This is a genomic window from Bradyrhizobium oropedii (assembly GCF_020889685.1).
In the GTDB taxonomy this organism is placed as follows: domain Bacteria; phylum Pseudomonadota; class Alphaproteobacteria; order Rhizobiales; family Xanthobacteraceae; genus Bradyrhizobium; species Bradyrhizobium oropedii.
This window is the reverse complement of the sequence record NZ_JACMYO010000079.1, coordinates 18932-34648: the sequence shown is the minus strand read 5'-3', so window position 1 is coordinate 34648 and position 15717 is coordinate 18932. Positions and strand designations below refer to the sequence as shown.

The window sequence follows — 15717 nt, the reverse complement described above, 5'->3', positions numbered from 1 at the left end:
TGCTAGAAGCTAGGTCCGAGCCCTACACGATCAAAGATCATCTTACTGATATCATAGGCCTACGTTTGGTTTGCTTATATGAGGACGACATAGAGAAAGTTCGGTCTGTTCTTTCCGAGCAGTTTGAAGTCGTTGATGTGACCGATAAAATCTCTCAAGTAGAAAATACAGAAGGCTCCTTCGGTTATAAGGGACTGCACCTCGATCTCCGTCTAAACTCGGAGCGTCGTATATTGCCGGAATATACACGCTATGCGCCGCTTCGATTCGAACTTCAAATTCGAACAGTAATCCAAGATTCCTGGAGCATTCTGGATCACAAGATAAAGTACAAGAAGTCCATACCCAATCGTCTGAAGCGAAGGATCAACACGCTAGCGGCGCTTTTCGAGCTTGCAGATAGGGAGTTTCGAGAAATTAGAGACTCAACTGTCGCTGAGATAGAAAGGGAGGACATCTCGTACGAAGAGCTTTCGAGAGAAACTGAAGTGAGTGTTCCTTCTCGTGAGGTGGGAACTGCGAACTCCAGATACGCGAGACTGAACGCTTTTAGTTTTCTGAAGATAGCTCGCCATTTTTTCGCAGGTTTTGAATTTGAGGCCTACAAGGTCGATGGGTTCACGGACGAGATCCTAAAGTTGAGCCCAGATATAAGTCGGAGCAAGTTTAACTTTTATATGCGTGAGAACATTGCGACCGTTAAGCGATATCAGGTGGCCTTCGAAAGACAGGGTAGCGATCGGCTCGGTCCATTTACGATCATTCGGCATTGTCTGTATGCGGGAGACAAGGAACTGTTTTCGAGTATCTTGACAAACGCAGCCAAGGAATCGTTCGAGAACTGGCTCAATCGCAATTCGTAGATGGATGGTCACGCTTTCAGCTCGCAATCCGCGCACCTGAGACCAACGTTACCCAATCATTCGAAACCAATCCTTCACCGCCAACCGCAATCGGTCGGACTCATCTTCGGATAGCGGACAGCAGTGTGCTATGACCCAACTCAGATGTTCAATATGCGCGTCTCACCCGACAAGAGGGGCGGATCGCGATCGTCACGAACGCGGGGCGAGATGCGGTGGACGCTGAATGCGCGACTGACGAGTGCGCGTGAGGTGGACGGCGAAGTCGTGTGGTCCTGACGCCCTAGTGGTAGGTGTCTTCTCGCGAAACGCGCAAGCGTTTCTGCGAAAGCGGTGACAAAAAAGCCCAGTCTCGCCGGGGAGAGCACGAAGTAAGCCGCACAACCATCGCGCAGGGAAGGCCGGGTTGTTCCCGGTTACACCTGTGGTCCTACCCCCGTGCTTTCTATTTTTGCACGGGGCCCATGGGTGCGATCGGCACCCGGTCTTCCCTGCGCCCTCTGCCAAGTGAGAGGGCGAAACGACACGCAAGGCTCGGACGTTTCAGTCGCGAGAATGCCGTTGCATGCCATTGCGCTGGTTGAAGCGCGCAGGGTGGATCAGCCGGAGGCGTGATGCACCACATCCGCGGGATTGAGCCATGGAAGACCTACTTCGGCAGAAGACCCGCGGCGCGATAGCTGTCGATCGTCGTGTCGTAGAGCGAAATATCGGAGCGGCTTCTGGCGACGAGCTGCGCGCCGGCGACGGCGGCGAAGATGGCGCGGGCCCGCTGCAGGCTCTTTCTCGAGTTGACCAGGCCCGCGGCTACCAACAGCTTGCTCAGCCACGCCACGTTGACGTCGGCAAAGGTCTGGACCTCCTCCTTCACCGCGTCCGGCAGGTCGTCGACTTCCGCGGACATGAAGCTGCAGAGGCACATGCGATTGTCGTTCTCGAGCGCTTTGCGAAACACCTCGGGATAGCGACGCAGGCAGCGGACCGGATCGGCAGTTTCCGCCAGCATCGCCTCGAGCTGGGCGGCGGTGTCCTCCCAGTAGCGCCGCGCCACGGCAGCGCCGAGTTCGGCTTTACTTGGGAAATGGTGGTAGATGCTGGCGGCCTTGATCCCGACGTCGTCCGCGAGATCGCGGAAATTCAAGCCGCCATAGCCACGCGCCTGCGCGGTCCGCTTTGCTGCCGCCAAGATGGCCTCCCGGGCGCTTGAACTCACTTCGTCGCCTCACTGGTTCGTTATCTACCAAGTGACAGGTAGGGCTTGACCAGCCGGATTGGAAGTCTTCATATCGGACCTACCAAGTGACAGGTAGACAAAATAGGAGTCGTGATGAAGATTTACGATTGGCCGACTGGCCCATATCCGGCCCGCGTTCGCATCGCCCTGGCCGAGAAGAACCTGCGGTCGCACGTGGAGTTCGTATTGGTCGATCTCTACAAGGGTGAGCATAAGAAGCCCGAATTCCTGGCCAAGAACTACTCCGGCACGCTGCCGGTGCTCGAACTCGAAGACGGGACCTTTATTGGCGAGTGCACGGCGATTACCGAGTACCTTGACGCGCTCGATGGCGCGCCGACGCTGACCGGCAGGATGCCGCGGGAAAAGGGCGTGATCCACATGATGAGCAAGCGCGCCGAACTGGAATTGCTCGACGCCATCAGTGTCTATTTCCACCACGCCACGCCGGGTCTTGGGCCGCATGTCGAGATCTATCAGAACCCCGAATGGGGATTCCGTCAGCGCGACAAGGCGCTGAGGGGGATGCACTACTTTGACGGCATCTTGAAACGACAGCCGTTCGTCGCCGGCGACGCGTTCACGATGGCCGATATCACCCTCATCGGCGGCTTGATCTTCGCGGGGCTGGTGAACGTGCCGGCTCCGGTGGAGTGCGAGGCTCTTTCGGCATGGTATGCACGGATGCAGCAGCGTCCGAGCGTCAAGAACCGGATAACGATGTCCGAGCCCATCAACGCATCTTGATTGAGCAAGCGTGGTCGGCAATGAGCGAAGCGATATCCGGGGCGATTCCTGTCCGCGTGTCGCGCGGCGGCCCGCATAACGCTGTGCTCATGCGGGCCGCTCGCTCCCGGGGTCAATCACACGGTCGCAGATCATTGCTCCTTCTTGAACAGATCCTGGAAGATCAGCGGACCCCAGACGCGGCCGCGTGCGTGCACCAGTGCGCCACCCTCGTTGAGCTTTCCGAGCTTCACGGGTGCGAACCCGAGTTGTTTGGCCAGGGCCGCGACAGGCGCGATCGCGTCGTCGTCGTCACCAGACAGGAAGACCACCCGGTGGCCGCCTTCGACGACGGGATCGGCAGCCAATTTGGCCGCAATCAGGTGATTGAAGCCTTTGACATACCTGGCGCCGTTGAACGCCTTCGCGGCGAAGGCGGAGGACGGAAGACCGTCGAGCTCCTCAGGCGGAAGCTGCGCATTCATCGCGTCGATCACCGTCTTGCCTTGCCAGCTCGGCAGCGCCGTCGCAACATTGCGATGCTCCCCGAACGGGACCGCCAGGATGATCGTGTCGGCCTCGAGTGCATCCCGCAGCGGCCTGGCGACGACCGTGGGTCCAATCGCCTGAGCTTGCGGCGCCAACGCCGCGGGAGGGCGGCGGCTCGCGACAGCCACCTCGATGTTCTTGCGGGCGAAGGCCCGGGCGAGGGCCTGGCCTATCGCGCCGAAGCCGATAATTGCATGGCTCATGATACGTTCTCCGATCAGGTGCGATGTCAGATGGCCGAGAAGCCGCCGTCGACGGACAGGTCCACCCCATTCACGAAGCTGGAATCGTCGGAAGCAAGGAACACGGCGGCCGCCGCAATTTCCTCAGGACGGCCCATCTTTCCCCGCGGGATCAGGGATTCGAACATCCGCTTCGCCTCCTCGGTGAGGACCTGGTCCTGCATCGGTGTGGCGATCGGCCCCGGGCTCAGCACGTTCACCCGGATATTCCTGCCCTTCAGTTCGTTGAGCCAGGTGCGCGCGAATGAGCGCAACGCCGCCTTGCTCGCCGCATACACGCCGTAACCAGGAAAACCTTTCACCGAAGCAACCGACCCGGTCATGAAGATCGATCCGCCGTCGTTGAACAGCGGCAACGCCTTCTGAACCGCAAACAGCGTGCCGCGCGTATTCAGGCCGAAGGCAGCATCGAAATGCTGCTCGGTAATCTCGCCCAGCGGGACGGCCTCGCCGATGCCGGCGCTCGCGTACAGCACGTCGATCTTGCCCTTCTCCCGCTTGACCGTATCGAACAGGCGGTCGAGGTCGTCGAGATTGGCCGCGTCGCCGCGCACGCCGGTGACGTTCCGGCCAATCAGCTTGACGGCGTCGTCGAGCGCTTGCTGCCTCCGGCCCGTGATGAAAACATAAGCGCCTTCTTCGACGAACCGCTTGGCGCTGGCCAGCGCCATGCCGCTCGATCCACCCGTGACGACTGCAACCTTACCTTCGAGCTTTCCCATGACGTCTCCTTCAAGCCTCATCTTTGACTGGTCCGGGGAGGTCCCCGAGAGCCTCGACATAGGTCCGCCGGCCTCACGCGTTGAGTGCGGAAGCGCGCACATCGGTGGTGCGGAATCGATCCGGCTGGACGACGGACGCCGGCGGCGACGATCGGTGTCCGCCGTTCGGAATCGGGCCGCGCGCTTGCCGGCAAAGGCTGTAATGATCGCTCGTATTACCCACATACGAGATGCTGATGTGTTGGATACGAGCATTGGAAGGGGCACCGCAGCGGTGCCGGATTGCACCATGATCGACTGGGATGACGTTCGCTACTTTCTTGCCGTCGCGCGCGGAGGCTCGGTGCGGGCTGCCGCCGAGCGCCTCGGGGTCAATCACTCAACTGTGCTCCGACGCATCGCCCAGCTCGAGGAACGCCTCGGTGCGCACATGTTCGAAAAGCTGCCTTCGGGCTACCGCCTGACGGCTGCAGGGGAGGAGGTCCTTGAGTTCGCGGACCAGATGGAAGCGTCGTCTCACCAGCTGGAGACGCGCGTCTTCGGGCGCGACCAGAGCGTGCGCGGGCGACTGCGGGTGACGCTGGCACCGCCCCTCGTGACACACCTGCTCATGCCGGACTTCGCCGACTTCGCGCGTCTGCATCCGGACATCGAGATGGACATCCTGTCGTCCGGCGAGCTGGCAAATCTGACCAACCGGGAGGCCGACGTCGCGATCCGTGTCGTCTACGACCGCAAAACCCTGCCGCTCAATCTTCACGGCCAGAAGGGACCGGAGCTGTTCGGCGGCATCTACATGTCCCGCGATCGACTGGCCGCGTGGCGTGCGGGCGCGCCTGATCCCATCAGGTGGATCGTCATCAGCATTCACGGAATCCCGGACTGGGCCCACGAGGGCGAGGTTCGCGCCACGGGGGTTCCGTTCAGGATCACGGATGCCGAGGCGCAGATCGTTGCAGTTCGGCAAGGGCTCGGGATGACGACCCTGCCGTGCTTCATTGGAGATGCCGACCCCCTTCTGGTCAGGGTGCCAGGCACCGACCTGCACATGTACGGAACGCTCTGGCTTCTCACCCAGGGGGAGACACGCAAGACGAAGCGCGTGCGGTTCTTCACGGAGTTCGTATCCCGCAGGCTCGCCGCTTACGCTCCGCTTCTCGCGGGGCTGTCCATATCGCCCGACTGACGCGCGGCGAGTCGATGGCGGCGCGTCACCGGTTAGCGCGTGTTGACCGCTCGCTGCGCCTCAAACGCCCGCCGGTAAGCCGGCCGCGCTTCGCCACGGGCGACGTAGGCTGCAAGGTTCGGATATTCGTCGAGAATGCCCGATGTCCTCAGCCTGAACAGCACCGACGCCATCATCAGGTCGCCTGCGCTGAACGCGCCGTCGAGCCAGTCGGCATCGCCGAGGCGGGCGGCGAGTTGCTTCAGCCGGTCGCGGACGCGATCCATGACCAGGGGCAGGCGTTCCTTGCTCCATGGCTTGTCGCTCTCCAGAATCCTGGCGGTCACGAGTTCGAGGATCGGCGGTTCGACCGTGTTGACCGCGGCAAACATCCAGCTGATGGCGCGGGCGCGGGCATTGGCATCGTCAGGCAGCAGGCCCGCATGACGTTCGGCGATATGGAGCACGATCGATCCGGTCTCGAACAGCGCGAGATCGCCTTCCTCATAGGTCGGGATCTGGCCGAACGGATGCAGCGCCAGATGCGCCGGCTCTTTCATCGCCTGGAACGAAACGAGGCGAACCTCGTAGGGCTGGCCCACTTCCTCCAGCGCCCAGCGGACGCGTGTATCGCGCGCCCGCCCCTTGCCGCCGTCGGGTGAGCGATCGAAGGCAGTGATGGTGGGGGGCATCGTTTCTCTCCGTGTGCTTGCGTCCCGAGGACGAACGAGCGGCGCGCGTCCCGACAGTCGATGTTGGATTATTTGGGCCGCAAGCGTCTCCACGCCCTTTGCAGGGCGGAACGAAGTACAAAGCTTGGCAACTCGTGTCGCGAGAATGCGAACGTATAACCCGTGATGGTGCAACATATTCAGTGTCGTCCCGGCGGAGGCCGGGCCTTCGCCGGGACGACGGTGGGGTGTGTGGAGGCGGTGTTGTCACAAACGGGGTTCTGAAAATAATTTTCATCAGTCTGTTGCCGCGGTGTCGGCTGGCGTGTTCGTCAACCGTCCTTTGCGTATAAACCAGGAGACTGCAAATGACCGATCTCGTCACATGCCTTTGGTTCGATCAGGGCCAGGCGCGCGCAGCGGCGGAGTTCTACGCTGCGACGTTTCCCGACAGCCATGTCGGCGCAGGCCATCAATCGCCAATACCGGGCATCGGGCAGGGCGAGGAGCTGACGGTCGAGTTCACTGTGCTCGGCCGCCGCTTCGTCGGGCTGAACGGCGGCTCCAACTTCACGCCGAACGAGGCGGTGAGTTTCATGGTGCTCACCGATAGCCAGGAGGAGACTGATCGCTACTGGAATGCCGTTCTCGGCAATGGCGGCAAGGAACTGCCGTGCGGCTGGTGCCGGGATCGCTGGGGCTTCATCTGGCAGATCACGCCGCGACGGTTGCTGGAGCTCGTCAACGGCGCCGATCGCGCCGCCGGACGGCGCGCGATGGAGGCGATGATGACGATGAAGAAGATCGACATCGCCACGATCGAGCGGGCCGCTGCCGCGTAATCCGCACGCCGGAATGATTTGGCCCGGACGCGACAGTCAGGTGTCAGATCGAACTGGTATGTGCGGCGCATGGCAATTCGCGCGGCGGCATGCGCCTGCGGCGAAGGTCACCCCGGCGCTAACGCGGGATGTGCCCCTTGCCGTCGCATGATACCAAATTCGCTCCGCAGCTCTGGAGCCAGAATTGATGTCCGTCGCAGCCGCCGCCAATCAGCAACAAAATCCCACCGCCGCCGAGAGCGATCCGAAAGAGCTCGGCTGGATGCAGGGCTTTCCGCCGCCGCAGGACAAGAGGATCACGTTCCACGACGGCTCGTTCCGCAGCTTTCCCGAGCTGCGCTGGGCCTGGAGCAACATCCGCCAGCTGGTGCCGACGGTGAATGTCTGGCGCGGGGCAGGGCCGGCGTCGGTGCTGCCGCGGGAGGATCACGACATCGGTGCCTCCGCGTCGGTGACGATGGACGGCCGCCCGCAGACCTTCGCGCGGATGCTCGAGGACAGCTATGCCGATGGCATCGCGGTGCTGCACCGGGGCAAACTGATCTACGAGCGCTATTTCGGGGGGCTGAAGCCGCACAAGCCGCATATCGCGATGTCGGTGACGAAGTCGTTCACCGGCACGCTCGCCGGCATGCTGGTCGTCGAAGGCAAGATCGATCCGCAAGCGCCGGTCACCAACTACGTGCCGGAGCTGAAGGAAAGTGCATTCGGCGACGCGCGCGTGCACGAGGTCATGGATATGACCACGGGGCTGAAATACACCGAGGTCTATACCGACAAGAATTCCGACGTGTGGGGGCTGCGGCGCGCCAACGGCATGGCGCCGATCCCCGCGGGTTATGAAGGCGCGACCAACATCTTCGATTTCCTCTGCGCGCAGCAGAAGCAGGGCGAGCACGGCAAGGCCTTCGCCTACAAGACCGTCAACACTGACGTGCTGGCCTTCATCGTCAGGCGCGCCAGCGGGATGACGTTGTCCGATTTGCTGTCCGAGCGGATCTGGGCGCCGATGGGCGCGGAGGAGGATGCGCATTATCACGTCGATCGCATCGGCACCGAAAGCGGTGGCGGCGGATTGTCGACCACGCTGCGCGATCTCGCGCGCTTCGGCGAGACCATCCGCAATCACGGCCGCTTCAACGGGCGGCAGATCGTGCCGTCGTCGGTTGTCGAGGACGTCGCGCGCGGCGGCGATCCCGAGAAGTTCAAGCCGGCCGGCTACACCACCTTGCCCGGTGCGTCGTACCGCAATCAGTGGTGGGTGACGCACAACGAGCACGGCGCCTACATGGCGCGCGGCGTGCACGGCCAGGGCATCTACATCGATCCGAAGGCCGAGATGGTGATCGCGCGCTACGCCTCGCACCACGCCGCCGGCAATGCTGCGAACGACCCCGTGACGCTGCCGGCCTATATGGCGCTGGCCAAGGATTTGATGGCGGGAGGGTGAAGTCGAGCTCTATCCCTGCGATAGCTGCGTAGGGTGGATTAGCCGTTGGCGTAATCCACTGACCGCTCTTTCCGTGGTGACCGGTGCGGCGGGTTACGCTTTGCTAACCCGCCCTACGGTCCTGCGTCAGCCGCGCGAGATCTTCTCGAACCGCTTGATCAACCGCTCGCGCTTCAGGCGCGACAAGCGCCGGATCCAGAACACGCCGTCGAGCTGGTCGATCTCGTGCTGATGGCACACCGCGCGCAGGCCGTCGGATTCCTCGGTCTGCATGTTGCCGTCGAGATCCCAATAGCGGATGCGGACCCGCGCGTGACGCTCGACCTCGTCGTTGACGCCGGGCATCGAGACGCTGCCTTCCTTGTGCAGGATCATCTCGGGCGAGGTCCGGATGATCTCCGGATTGACATAGGTCTGCGCACCTTCGCTGGCGTCGAGCTCCAGCACCACGACCCGCAGCGGCACGCCGATATGCGGCGCAGTGATGCCGATGCCCGGCGCCGCGTGCATGGTCTCGAGCAGGTCCTGCGCCAGCGCGCGCAGCGCGTCGTCGAACACGGCGACAGGCTCGGCCGGCAGCGCAAGGCGCGGATCGGGATAGCGGACGATGGGGCGGATGGTCATGCTGGTGTCTTAGGCCAGCGGATCGCGCCGGACAACACGCCGAAGCAGGCGCCACGCGCGGCGCACTGCTCAGAGACGCTTTTCGAAGAACAAATCAGGGTAGGGGTCGTCGTTGAAGCGCGGGATCTCGGTCCAGCCGCTCCGGCGGTAGAGCTGACCGGCTTCCGCCAATGCGCTGTTGGTGTCGAGCCGCAGCACCGCGATACCGAGCTCGCGCGCGGCCTTCTCAGCCGCGTCCATCAGCCGGCGGCCGAGGCCGAGGCCACGCGCGGCTGGTGCGACCCACAGCCGCTTGATCTCCGCGAACTCGCCGCTCGCGCCTTTCAGCCCGACGCAGCCGAGCGGCAGGCCGTCGGACATCGCCACGATGAAACTGCCGCGCGGCCGCACCATGTCCTTTGCATCGGGATCGCGCGACAGCTTGACGTCAAAGCCCTGTTTGAAGCGTCGCGCCAACTCGGCGTAATATTCGCCGAGGCAGTAGCGCGCTTCGTCGCTGCGCGGGTCGATCTCATCCAGGACGGCGCCGTCGCGGCCGAGCGCCGAGGCGATCAGGTCCATCGCCGCCAGCAACGCCTCGCGTTGCGTGTGATGGCTGAGGAAGTCCTTGGCCTGCCGATTGGAGATCGCCTCATAGGCGTTGAACTCGCGCCTGCCCGCCGGCGTCAGCCTGGCGATGCGGCGGCGCGCATCGTCGCCATGCGCCGTGGTCTCGATCAACCCTTCGTCCTCGAGGCTGCGCAGCAGCCGGCTCATCAGGCCGGAATCGAGGGCAAGATAATCCCTGATGTCGCCCACGTCGGTGCGGCCGTGCCCGATCGCGTTCAGCACGCGGGCGGCGCCGAGCGGCCGGCCGCGCCCGAGGAACGAGGTGTCGAGCGCGCCGACGGCGGAGGTCACGGCACGGTTGAAACGACGGATGCGGGAGACAGGGTCGAGCATATGTCTGACTTTAGTCAGATATCATTCCCGCGTCAATCGGTGGTGCGATCGCGTTCATGGCTTGCCGATCGGCTCGAACAGCGTGTCGGGCAATTGCTGCCTGATGAAGTCGACGAAGGCGCGCTGCGCCAGCGACCGGTAGCGGTTGCTCGGCCAGGCGATCCACACGCTACCGCGCGGCACCATGTAATCGGTCAGCACGGCAACCAGATCGCCGCGCGCGATGCAGGAACGCGCAAGGATCACCGGCAGCTGGCCGATCCCGACGCCCGAACGGATCGCTGCGAGCACGCCGTCGGAGTTGTTGAAGGTCACGGAGTCCGTCGCCATCGCGCCGGCGAACTCGCCGCAGAAACTCCACGGGTAAATCTGGCCCGTCGTCGGCACGCGGAAGCTGACGCCGCGATGGACCGCGAGATCGTTCGGCGTCTCGGGCTGCGGCATCCGCCGGAAATAATCCGGCGTGCCGCAGATCACAAAATGCTGCGGCCCAATCCGGGTCGCAATCAGCGAAGAATCAGTGAGCTCGCCGGTTCGCAAGGCGACATCGATGGCTTCGCCGACCATGTCGACGAGGCGGTCCTCGAGTTGAACATCGAGCGCGACGTCGGGAAACAGCCGCGCGAACTCCGCGAACTTCGGGACCAGCAGCTGGCCGATGTTGTGCGGCAGCGAGACCTTGAGCCGTCCGCGCGGCGCGCCTTGTTGCTCGGCGAGGACCTGCTCCGCCTCGTCGAGCTCCGCCAGGATGTTGCCGGCGCGCCGGAAGAATTCGGCGCCGGGGCCGGTCAGCGTCACCTTGCGGGTGGTGCGGTTGAGCAGGCGCACGCCAAGGCGGGCTTCAAGGCGCCCGACGGCCTTGCCGACCGCGGAGCCGGACAGTCCGAGAATTCGGCCCGCGGCGGCGAATCCGCCTTGCTCGGCGGCGTGAACGAACGCCGCGACGCCGGCCAGGGTCTCGTAATTGCGGAAATTTTGTCCGTTCTGAAGTGCCATCGTGGCGCATTCTAATGCTGGAAGCCTCAATGTCTATTCCGCGGCTCCTTGTTCAAGTCGAGCCGAGCCATGCAGCAATACCTCCATCAGCCGTCCGTCGACCGCACTCCACCGACCAGCCTCAGGCGCGCCGTGCTCCTGCCGGGACTGGTCGCGATGTTCGGGCTGGCCAGCTTGGTGCGCCGCTCGCGGTGTTGCCGGTGCGCGTCGATGCCGATCTCGGCTTCGGTCCGCTCGTTGCCGGCGCCGTGCTGGCCGCCGAAGGCCTTGCGACCCTGTTGACGCGTCCGCTGGTTGGCCGCTTCGCCGACCGAAGGGGCGCACGCGACGCGACGATGCTCGGGCTCTTCGGAGCGGCGATCTCCGGCGCGTTCTACGTTCTCGCCGGGCTGTTGCCGGTGTCGCCGATCACGGCGCTTGGGCTGATGGTGATCGGCCGCGTCGCGATGGGCATCGGCCAGGGCTTCCTGTTTTCCGGCGGCACCGCCTGGGCAGTGATGCTCGCTGGACCGGCACAACAGGGCAGGGCGATGTCTTGGGTCGGGCTGTTGTTCTTCGCTGGCATTTCGGCCGGTGCGCTGCTCGGAGGCCTTGCCGGAGACATCGCGCATCTCTTCACCACGCTGTTGCCGCCGCAGCTTGCGCCGGACGGCTTCTTGGTCGCGGCCGTCATCACGATGCTCGTGCCGCTCGGCGGTCTTCCGCTGGTGTTGATGGCGCAACGGAGCGCGCCGGCGCCGCACGGCGCGGCGGTCCTGCCGCTGACGGCGATCTTGAGGGCGATCTGGCGACCGACGCTGGGCTTCGGCCTCGCCGTGATGAGCTACATCGGCACGACCAGTTTTGTCGTGCTCGCGTTCCTGCATCGCGGCTGGCACAACGGCTCGATCGCGCTGTTCGTTTTCCTGGCGGCGTTTGCGCTTGCCCGACCGGTGTTCAGCGGTGTGTGCGATCGCGCCGCCGGGCCGCGTCCGGTGCTGCTTGCGCTTGCGGCGCTGGCGGGCGGCATGCTGATCCTCGGGCTCGCGTCCGACGAACACACCGCCATTGCCGGTGCGATCCTCGCGGGCTGCGGCATGTCGATGACGTATCCGCTGCTGGCGCTGCCGGTGGTGCGTGCCGTTCCCGCCACGCAGATCGCATCCGGCATCGGACTGTTCGACGCCGCCTACGATGTCGCAACCCTGATCACGCCGCCGCTGGCCGGCTTGATCGCTGCGACCGTCGGCTACTCGGCGGTCTTCCTGGTCCTGGCGGGCATCAGTCTTCTCGCCATGATCCCGGCGGCCGCGGCGTGGTGCCGTCGACCAGCGACCTGAACCCGCGAGGTGCGCTGCCGCCGGCGGGACATTCAATTCAGGCCCGCGCCAGCACCAGCACGTTGCCGGCGAGGATCGCGGCGGCGCCGGCGAGCACCGGCCAGCCGAGCGTGAGGTGCTCGAACAGTGCCGACAGCATGAGTGCCACGAGCGGCACCAGCGCGAGCGTGTAGGCGGCTCGACCGGGACCGAGCCGCCGCACGAGTTCGAAGTAGAGCATGAAGGTGACGCAGGATGCGGCGACGGCGAGATAGAGGAAGCTCGCTGCGTAGGTCAGCGAGACGTCGGCTGCAAAGTGCGTGCCTGTCACGATCGCCCAGAGCGCGCTCGCCGCAGCGCCGATGAATGCGCCCCAGGCGAGCACGGAGACGACCGGCAATCCGGCACGCTGGTTGCGTGCGCCGACGGTCGTCCCGGCGCCGGTCGCGATCGCCGCCGCGAGCGCCCAACCAAACCCTGCGAGCGGCGCGGTTCCGTGCGCGCTTGCACCGGGCAGGAAAATGATCGCAAGACCCAAGATGCCGCACAGCGCGCCCCAGACGAAACCGGAGGAGATCGGGACACCGAGCGCGGCACGCGCGATCATGGCGGCGAATAGCGACGAGGTCGACAGCACCAGCGCGGCAAGGCCGCTCGGCATCCGTGCGGTCGCTTCATAGAAGGCGATGAAGGCAATGGCGAAGAACAGTAGGCCCTGTAACGCAACGGCCGGCCGGTCCTTGCGCGGGATCGCTAGCGGCACGCCGCGCAGTCGGCCGTAGCCGAGCAGGATCAGACCCGCGAGCACCATGCGCAGGGCCACGGACCAGGGCGCCGGTGTGACACCGGCCTGCATTGCCGTTGCCAGGGCGCCGCCGCCCCAGAGCAGTGCGGTCAGCGCGAACAGTGCGGCCGTCATGGCGCGCCGGCGTCATCGAGCAGCGCGCGCCAGCCGCCGGCGTCGATCCGCGCACTCTCGCCCTCGAGCCGGGTGAGGGCCGAGCCGAGAATCGTTCGCTCGGCTTCTGAAAGGCGCGCAAGCAGCCGCGCCTCGATCGCACTGCCGAGCGCGGCGATCCGGTTGAAGGCGGTCCGGCCGCTGCGGGTGATGCTGACCGCGGCGAAGCGGCGATCGGTCTTGCCGGGACGCCGCACCGCGAAGCCGAGTTCTGTGAGCTGGCCGATGCCGCGGCTGACCGCGAACGGATCGAGCGCGCAGGCGCGGCCGATCTCGGAGGCATTGGCGGCATCGCGCTCGGCGATCACGGCGAGGATGCGCCAGCCGGCCTGGCTCAATCCGAATGTCTCGCTGTAAAAACTCTCCAGCGGACGGGCGACCTGGGCCGCGACCAGGAATAGGCGATAGGGCAGCCAGGCGCTGAGCTTCAGGCCATCATCGGACGCAGGGGCTGCGGCTTGTTTCATGGCGGCGAGGCTCGCACATGTAATTGCAAAGTGCAAGCATTACGCAAATGTGATCGAAGCGACCCGGGCGCATGCGCGAAAATCCCGACACACTTGTCACTCCCACTCGTTGTGGCCGCCGCGCCAGATTGCGGCATGGCCAATGACGAACGGCCACGGCGCTGGAACTGCGCTGGGGTCCCCGAGTTCGTCCAATTCGAAAGAAGGAGATCATCATGAGCAAATCAGCTGAAAACGACCGTGGCGGACTTTCGGCGATGCAGACGCCGCCGGTGGTGTCGCGGGAGGCGTGGGAGGCGGCGCGCCTGGAGATGCTGGTGAAGGAGAAGGCGCAGGTGCGGGCGCGCGACGCGCTGGCCGCGGAGCGGCGGCGGATGCCGTGGATGGCGGTCGAGAAGCCGTATGTCTTCGAAGGACCGAACGGCAAGGCAAGCCTGCTCGACTTGTTCGAGGGCCGCCGGCAACTGATCATCTACCGTGCCTTCTTCGAGCCCGGCGTGTTCGGCTGGCCGGAGCACGGCTGCCGCGGTTGCTCGCTCGGCGCCGATCAAGTCGGCCATCTCTCACATCTGAACCAGCGCGACACCACCCTCGCTTACGCCTCGCGCGCGCCGCAGGCCGACATTGCGCGGCTGAAGGCGCGGATGGAGTGGGAGATGCCGTGGTACACCATCACCGACAGCTTCGATGCCGATTTCGGCGTCGCCGAGTGGCACGGCCATAACGTGTTCGTCCGCGACGGCGAGCGGATCTTTCGCACCTATCTCGTCAACAGCCGCGGCGACGAGTCGATGGGCACGGTGTGGAGCTATCTCGACATCACGCCGTTCGGCCGCCAGGAACTCTGGGAGGATTCGCCGAAGGGCTATCCGCAGGGCCCGACCTACAAATGGTGGAACTGGCATGACAATTACGAGGCCGAGGCCGCGCCGAACGCAAAGTGGGCGGCGGTGACCGATGCCGGCGAGGCCGCGTTCCGCAAGATCGCGGAGCAGGAACGCAACGCAACGTGACGGGGGCATGGGGAGGACGGGTGGCGTCCTCCCTAGCTGCTCTTTGAAGAGAGTCCCTTCAGCGCCGACAACGTCTGCCGCAGTCCGCGGTCGAGACGCTTGTCGCGGCGGATTAGGACCGCGAGCCGGCGATGGAGTCTGGGTGACAGCGACCGCACGAGCAGGTCGCGCGGCTTGGTTCTGGCGGGGACTGCCATGCCCGGCAGAATTGCGCAGCCGAGGCCGGCACGCACCATCTCCTTGATCGCCTCGACGCTGCCGAGCGACATCAACGGCTTCAGCGCGACGCCGCCGCGGGCCAGCCATTCATCCGCGGTACGCCTGGTGTTGCCGCCGGGCTCGAACAGCAGGACCGGTCTGGTCGCCAGCACCTCCGGCGTGATCCGCGCCGGCAGCTTCATGTCGCGCGGCGCGATCAGCACGAACTCGTCGTTCATGACCGGGGTGATCTCGAAGCTGCGCCCGGACACCGGCAGCGTGACGAGCGCGATGTCGATGGTGTTGTCTTCGACGGCTCGCGCGATCTCCGCGGTGTTGCCGGTCGTGACCGTGATCTCGAGCGAGGGCATTGCCGCCCGCAACTCCCTGAGGATCGGCGGCAGCAGGAAGATGCAGGCGGTCGCTCCCGTGCCGAGCCGCACACGGCCTGCCGTTCCGGTCGTCTGCTGCGCGACGGCATCGACTGCCGATGTCACGGCTGCGTTGATCTGGTCCATGTGCGAAAGCAAGGCGACGCCGGCGGCGGTCGGCCTGGCACGTCGTCCGACCCGCTCGATCAAGGTGGCGTTCAGGCTGCGCTCGAGCTGGCGCACCTGCAGGCTCACCGCAGGCTGCGTGAGTTGCAATCGCTCGGCCGCGGCGGAAAAGCTGCCGCTGTCGATCACCACGGCGAAGCTTTCGAGATAGTCGAGGTTGAGGTTCTTCATCAAAGTATCTCTTATGCCACGCATAACCA

The 15717-nt window shown here is 64.6% G+C and carries 17 protein-coding genes; 7 read left to right on the top strand and 10 right to left on the bottom strand.

The features are described 5' to 3' along the window. The coding region (locus H8A95_RS22260) for a GTP pyrophosphokinase (RefSeq protein WP_229185038.1) at positions 1-863 on the top strand (863 nt) is incomplete at its 5' end. Positions 864-1512: 649 nt separating this feature from the next. Here H8A95_RS22260 and H8A95_RS22255 read toward each other — a convergent pair. Next, entirely contained in the window at positions 1513-2076 is a 564-nt protein-coding gene (locus H8A95_RS22255) for a TetR/AcrR family transcriptional regulator (protein ID WP_229185037.1), read from the bottom strand. 114 nt (positions 2077-2190) lie between these two features. On the opposite strand from H8A95_RS22255, the gene H8A95_RS22250 reads away from it, so the two are divergent. Beyond that, entirely contained in the window at positions 2191-2844 is a 654-nt protein-coding gene (locus tag H8A95_RS22250) for a glutathione S-transferase (protein ID WP_229185036.1), read from the top strand. A 131-nt stretch (positions 2845-2975) separates the two neighbouring features. Here the strand turns inward: H8A95_RS22250 and H8A95_RS22245 are convergent, their stop codons facing one another. Together H8A95_RS22245 and H8A95_RS22240 are read right to left on the bottom strand one after the other, a co-directional pair. Continuing rightward, positions 2976-3575 (bottom strand): NADPH-dependent F420 reductase, encoded by a 600-nt coding sequence (locus H8A95_RS22245; protein WP_229185035.1) that lies wholly within the window; start codon positions 3573-3575, stop codon positions 2976-2978. A 26-nt stretch (positions 3576-3601) separates the two neighbouring features. Next, positions 3602-4336 carry an SDR family NAD(P)-dependent oxidoreductase gene (locus H8A95_RS22240; protein WP_229185034.1) on the bottom strand — a complete coding sequence of 245 codons (735 nt, stop codon included), beginning with the start codon at positions 4334-4336 and terminating at the stop codon, positions 3602-3604. A gap of 289 nt (positions 4337-4625) precedes the next feature. On the opposite strand from H8A95_RS22240, the gene H8A95_RS22235 reads away from it, so the two are divergent. Beyond that, positions 4626-5522, top strand: a complete 897-nt coding sequence (locus tag H8A95_RS22235) for a LysR family transcriptional regulator (protein WP_229185033.1) — start codon at positions 4626-4628, stop codon at positions 5520-5522. 32 nt (positions 5523-5554) lie between these two features. Here the strand turns inward: H8A95_RS22235 and H8A95_RS22230 are convergent, their stop codons facing one another. After that, positions 5555-6193 carry a glutathione S-transferase family protein gene (locus tag H8A95_RS22230; RefSeq protein WP_229185032.1) on the bottom strand — a complete coding sequence of 213 codons (639 nt, stop codon included), beginning with the start codon at positions 6191-6193 and terminating at the stop codon, positions 5555-5557. A 347-nt stretch (positions 6194-6540) separates the two neighbouring features. Between H8A95_RS22230 and H8A95_RS22225 the strand changes: the two genes are divergently transcribed. Beyond that, positions 6541-7014 carry a VOC family protein gene (locus tag H8A95_RS22225; protein ID WP_229185031.1) on the top strand — a complete coding sequence of 158 codons (474 nt, stop codon included), beginning with the start codon at positions 6541-6543 and terminating at the stop codon, positions 7012-7014. Positions 7015-7201: 187 nt separating this feature from the next. After that, the gene (locus H8A95_RS22220; RefSeq protein ID WP_229185030.1) at positions 7202-8464 is read left to right on the top strand and encodes a serine hydrolase domain-containing protein; all 1263 of its coding nucleotides are present in this window, start codon (positions 7202-7204) and stop codon (positions 8462-8464) included. 126 nt (positions 8465-8590) lie between these two features. Here the strand turns inward: H8A95_RS22220 and H8A95_RS22215 are convergent, their stop codons facing one another. The 3 genes from H8A95_RS22215 to H8A95_RS22205 all read right to left on the bottom strand — a co-directional run bounded on the left by H8A95_RS22215 (position 8591) and on the right by H8A95_RS22205 (position 11026). Continuing rightward, on the bottom strand, positions 8591-9088 hold the full coding sequence (locus tag H8A95_RS22215) for a peptide deformylase (protein WP_229185029.1): 498 nt from the start codon (positions 9086-9088) through the stop codon (positions 8591-8593). A 69-nt stretch (positions 9089-9157) separates the two neighbouring features. Continuing rightward, a complete protein-coding gene (locus H8A95_RS22210; RefSeq protein WP_229185028.1) occupies positions 9158-10030 on the bottom strand; it encodes a bifunctional helix-turn-helix transcriptional regulator/GNAT family N-acetyltransferase in 873 nt (290 codons plus the stop codon). A gap of 54 nt (positions 10031-10084) precedes the next feature. Beyond that, positions 10085-11026, bottom strand: a complete 942-nt coding sequence (locus tag H8A95_RS22205; RefSeq protein WP_229185027.1) for a LysR family transcriptional regulator — start codon at positions 11024-11026, stop codon at positions 10085-10087. A gap of 14 nt (positions 11027-11040) precedes the next feature. On the opposite strand from H8A95_RS22205, the gene H8A95_RS22200 reads away from it, so the two are divergent. Further along, positions 11041-12345, top strand: a complete 1305-nt coding sequence (locus H8A95_RS22200) for an MFS transporter (protein ID WP_338027913.1) — start codon at positions 11041-11043, stop codon at positions 12343-12345. A gap of 37 nt (positions 12346-12382) precedes the next feature. Here the strand turns inward: H8A95_RS22200 and H8A95_RS22195 are convergent, their stop codons facing one another. Next, the gene (locus H8A95_RS22195) at positions 12383-13243 is read right to left on the bottom strand and encodes a DMT family transporter (RefSeq protein WP_229185025.1); all 861 of its coding nucleotides are present in this window, start codon (positions 13241-13243) and stop codon (positions 12383-12385) included. Then, complete coding sequence (locus tag H8A95_RS22190; RefSeq protein WP_229185024.1) at positions 13240-13749, bottom strand: MarR family winged helix-turn-helix transcriptional regulator; 510 nt, start codon at positions 13747-13749, stop codon at positions 13240-13242. The genes H8A95_RS22195 and H8A95_RS22190 overlap by 4 nt, the downstream gene beginning before the upstream one ends. A gap of 215 nt (positions 13750-13964) precedes the next feature. Between H8A95_RS22190 and H8A95_RS22185 the strand changes: the two genes are divergently transcribed. Then, positions 13965-14762, top strand: a complete 798-nt coding sequence (locus H8A95_RS22185) for a DUF899 domain-containing protein (protein WP_229185023.1) — start codon at positions 13965-13967, stop codon at positions 14760-14762. A 32-nt stretch (positions 14763-14794) separates the two neighbouring features. Here the strand turns inward: H8A95_RS22185 and H8A95_RS22180 are convergent, their stop codons facing one another. Further along, positions 14795-15688 (bottom strand): LysR family transcriptional regulator, encoded by an 894-nt coding sequence (locus tag H8A95_RS22180; protein ID WP_229185022.1) that lies wholly within the window; start codon positions 15686-15688, stop codon positions 14795-14797. Between the last annotated feature and the right edge of the window lie 29 nt (positions 15689-15717).

Bases quoted from the DNA above. Each gene is read 5' to 3' on its own strand.
- H8A95_RS22195 (WP_229185025.1), bottom strand. From the start codon at position 13,243: ATGACGGCCGCACTGTTCGCGCTGACCGCACTGCTCTGGGGCGGCGGC.
- H8A95_RS22225 (WP_229185031.1), top strand. From the start codon at position 6,541: ATGACCGATCTCGTCACATGCCTTTGGTTCGATCAGGGCCAGGCGCGC.
- H8A95_RS22180 (WP_229185022.1), bottom strand. From the start codon at position 15,688: ATGAAGAACCTCAACCTCGACTATCTCGAAAGCTTCGCCGTGGTGATC.
- H8A95_RS22240 (WP_229185034.1), bottom strand. From the start codon at position 4,336: ATGGGAAAGCTCGAAGGTAAGGTTGCAGTCGTCACGGGTGGATCGAGC.
- H8A95_RS22250 (WP_229185036.1), top strand. From the start codon at position 2,191: ATGAAGATTTACGATTGGCCGACTGGCCCATATCCGGCCCGCGTTCGC.
- H8A95_RS22205 (WP_229185027.1), bottom strand. From the start codon at position 11,026: ATGGCACTTCAGAACGGACAAAATTTCCGCAATTACGAGACCCTGGCC.
- H8A95_RS22185 (WP_229185023.1), top strand. From the start codon at position 13,965: ATGAGCAAATCAGCTGAAAACGACCGTGGCGGACTTTCGGCGATGCAG.
- H8A95_RS22220 (WP_229185030.1), top strand. From the start codon at position 7,202: ATGTCCGTCGCAGCCGCCGCCAATCAGCAACAAAATCCCACCGCCGCC.
- H8A95_RS22215 (WP_229185029.1), bottom strand. From the start codon at position 9,088: ATGACCATCCGCCCCATCGTCCGCTATCCCGATCCGCGCCTTGCGCTG.
- H8A95_RS22190 (WP_229185024.1), bottom strand. From the start codon at position 13,749: ATGAAACAAGCCGCAGCCCCTGCGTCCGATGATGGCCTGAAGCTCAGC.
- H8A95_RS22245 (WP_229185035.1), bottom strand. From the start codon at position 3,575: ATGAGCCATGCAATTATCGGCTTCGGCGCGATAGGCCAGGCCCTCGCC.
- H8A95_RS22235 (WP_229185033.1), top strand. From the start codon at position 4,626: ATGATCGACTGGGATGACGTTCGCTACTTTCTTGCCGTCGCGCGCGGA.
- H8A95_RS22230 (WP_229185032.1), bottom strand. From the start codon at position 6,193: ATGCCCCCCACCATCACTGCCTTCGATCGCTCACCCGACGGCGGCAAG.
- H8A95_RS22210 (WP_229185028.1), bottom strand. From the start codon at position 10,030: ATGCTCGACCCTGTCTCCCGCATCCGTCGTTTCAACCGTGCCGTGACC.
- H8A95_RS22200 (WP_338027913.1), top strand. From the start codon at position 11,041: ATGCTGGAAGCCTCAATGTCTATTCCGCGGCTCCTTGTTCAAGTCGAG.